The sequence below is a fragment of the Mesorhizobium sp. M7A.F.Ca.CA.004.12.1.1 genome, from assembly GCF_003997835.1.
Lineage (GTDB): Bacteria > Pseudomonadota > Alphaproteobacteria > Rhizobiales > Rhizobiaceae > Mesorhizobium.
Genome location: NZ_RZRK01000738.1, coordinates 1 through 3,000 on the forward strand (window position 1 = coordinate 1; position 3,000 = coordinate 3,000).

Here is a 3,000-nt window from a genome sequence, read left to right on the forward strand (position 1 = left end):
GATGAACATGTCGGTGGCAAGCTCTTCGGTGAAGAAGGGCGAAACGCTCATCGATACGGCGATGACGCTGAATGCGATGCGGCCCGACATATTGATCATCCGTCACCAATCGGCCGGTGCGGCCGCGCTTCTGGCGCAGAAGGTCGGCTGCTCCGTCGTCAATGCCGGCGACGGCGCGCATGAACACCCGACACAGGCGCTGCTCGATGCGCTGACCATTCGTCGCGCCAAGGGCCCGCTGTCGAAGCTCATCGTGGCAATCTGCGGCGACATCCTGCATTCGCGCGTGGCACGTTCCAACATCATGCTGCTCAACGCGCTCGGCGCGCAGGTGCGCGTCGTCGCACCGTCGACGCTTCTGCCCACCGGCATCGAGAAGATGGGCGTCATCGTCACCCGCTCGATGGCCGAGGGCCTCAAGGACGCCGATGTGGTGATGATGCTGCGCCTGCAGCGCGAGCGCATGGAAGGCGCGTTCGTGCCTTCGGTGCGCGAGTATTTCCGCTATTTCGGCCTCGATGCGGAAAAACTGAAGGCGGCCAAGGGCGATGCGCTGGTGATGCACCCCGGGCCGATGAACCGCGGCGTCGAGATCGCCTCGGAAATCGCCGACGGTCCGCAGAGCGTCATCCAGGAACAGGTCGAAATGGGCGTCGCCGTGCGCATGGCCGTCATGGAAGCGCTGCTTGACCCGCGCCGCAATCAAGAGGGCGGCGGCGCATGAGCATAACGGTCTTTGAGCGGGCCCGCGTTGTCGATCCCTCGCGCGCCATCGACGAAGTCGGCGCCGTCATAGTCGATGGCAAGAAAATCCTTGTCGCCGGCAAGGCAGCGCTGAACCAGGGCGCGCCCGAGGGCGCCACCGTTGTCGACTGCGCCGGCAAGGCGATCATTCCAGGCCTGATCGACGGCCGCGTCTTCATCGGCGAACCGGGCGGCGAGCATCGCGAAACCATCGCGTCGGCAAGTGTCGCGGCGGCGGCCGGCGGCGTCACCTCCATCGTCATGATGCCCGACACCGATCCGGTGATCGACAATGTGGCGCTGGTTGAATTCGTGCTGCGCACGGCCAAGGACACGGCCATCGTCAACGTCTTTCCGGCCGCGGCGATCACCAAGGGCCTCGACGGGCGCGAAATGACCGAGTTCGGCCTGCTGCGCGAAGCCGGCGCGGTCGCCTTTACCGATGGCCGCCAAACCATATCGAGCGCGCTGGTGATGCGCCGCGCGCTGACCTATGCACGCGACTTCGGCGCCACCATCGTGCATGAGACGCAGGATGCGGACCTCGGTTCATCCGGCGTGATGAATGAAGGCCTTTACGCCAGCTGGCTCGGCCTCTCCGGCATTCCGCGCGAAGCCGAAGCCATCCCGCTGGAACGCGACCTCGCCTTGGCCCGACTGACACGCGGTTCGTACCATGCAGCAAAGATCTCGACGGCGATGGCGGCAAGCGCCGTCACACGTGCGAAGGCCGACGGGGCGACGGTGACGTCAGGCGCGGCGATCCACAATCTGTCGCTGAATGAAAACGATGTCGGCGAATACCGCACCTTCTTCCGTCTGACCCCACCTTTGCGCGCCGAGGAAGACCGGCTGGCGATGATCGAAGCGGTCAGGGACGGCACGATCGACATCATCGTCTCCTCGCACGATCCGCAGGATGTCGACACCAAGCGCCTGCCCTTTGCCGATGCGGCGGCCGGCGCCATCGGGTTGGAGACACTGCTGGGCGCGGCATTGCGGCTCTATCACAATGGCGATGTGCCGTTGCTCCGGCTGATCGAAACCCTGTCCACCGCTCCCGCAAAACTGTTCGGCCTGCCCGGCGGCACGCTGAAGCCGGGTGCTGTCGCCGATCTTGCGCTTGTCGATCTCGACGAACCCTGGATCGTCAGCGAAAGCGGTATTCGTTCGCGCTCGAAAAACACCTGTTTCGAAGGCGCGCGACTGCAAGGCAAGGTCTTGCAAACGCTGGTTGCGGGCCGCACAGTGTTTTCCGCCTGAACGGCCACGGCGCACCGCGCGTGATCCGGCTCGTCAGGGGGAAATGCGGGGGAAACAATGACTTACAGCCTCATCCCAGCGCTGGTGTTCGGCTATCTGCTTGGCTCGATTCCGTTCGGGCTCCTGCTCACCCGCGCGGCCGGCCTTGGCGATGTGCGCAAGATCGGCTCCGGCAATATCGGCGCCACCAATGTTCTGCGCACCGGCAATAACGCCCTTGCCGCCGCGACGCTGCTGCTCGACGCGCTGAAGGGCACGGTCGCCGTGCTGATAGCCGGCCATTTCGCGCCTGACCTGGCGATCTGGGCCGGTCTCGGCGCCTTTCTCGGTCATCTCTTCCCGGTCTGGCTCGGTTTCAAGGGCGGCAAGGGCGTCGCCACCTATCTCGGCGTGCTGATCGGCCTTGCCTGGCAGGTGGCGCTGATCTTTGCCGTCGCCTGGCTGGTGATGGCTTTCCTGTTCCGTTATTCCTCGCTGGCGGCGCTGACGGCGGCGGTCATCGTGCCGATCGCCCTCTATGTCCTGAGCGCACCGCAGAATGCGGCCTTGTTCGTGGTGATGAGCATCATCGTTTTCATCAAGCACCGGGAAAACATTTCGCGCCTGCTTGCCGGCACCGAGGGCAAGATCGGAGCCAAGGGGTGAGCGAGCCTGCCGCCGTGGTGAGTGGGCCGGCCGCCGGGCCGCGTCTCAGCGACCGGCAGCGGCTGAGCTGGCTGCGGCTGATCCGCACCAAGAATGTCGGCCCCGCATCCTTTCGCGACCTCATCAACCGTTTCGGTTCGGCCGAGGCGGCGCTGGAGATATTGCCGGAACTGATGATTTCAGGCGGCGCCATCCGGATCGCTCGCATCCCTTCCATTGCCGAAGCCGAGGCCGAACTGGAATTAGCCGGAAAGGCCGGCGCCCGCTTTGTCGGGATCGGTGAAACAGACTATCCACCCCTATTGCGCAACATGGACCATCCGCCGCCGCTGCTGGCGGTAAAGGGCA

At 64.8% G+C, this 3,000-nt stretch carries 3 protein-coding genes and 1 pseudogene; all 4 read left to right on the forward strand.

The annotated features are described in order from the left end of the window. The coding region (locus EN984_RS28645) for an aspartate carbamoyltransferase catalytic subunit (RefSeq protein WP_127384129.1) at positions 1-724 on the forward strand (724 nt) is incomplete at its 5' end. Next, a complete protein-coding gene (locus EN984_RS28650) occupies positions 721-2,007 on the forward strand; it encodes a dihydroorotase (RefSeq protein ID WP_127272492.1) in 1,287 nt (428 codons plus the stop codon). The genes EN984_RS28645 and EN984_RS28650, both read left to right, overlap by 4 nt. 57 nt (positions 2,008-2,064) lie before the next feature. Continuing rightward, positions 2,065-2,652, forward strand: coding sequence for a glycerol-3-phosphate 1-O-acyltransferase PlsY (plsY, locus tag EN984_RS28655; protein ID WP_127384130.1), 588 nt, complete (start codon positions 2,065-2,067; stop codon positions 2,650-2,652). 17 nt (positions 2,653-2,669) lie between these two features. Next, positions 2,670-3,000 (forward strand): annotated as a pseudogene (locus EN984_RS28660) (DNA-protecting protein DprA); the annotation flags it as partial.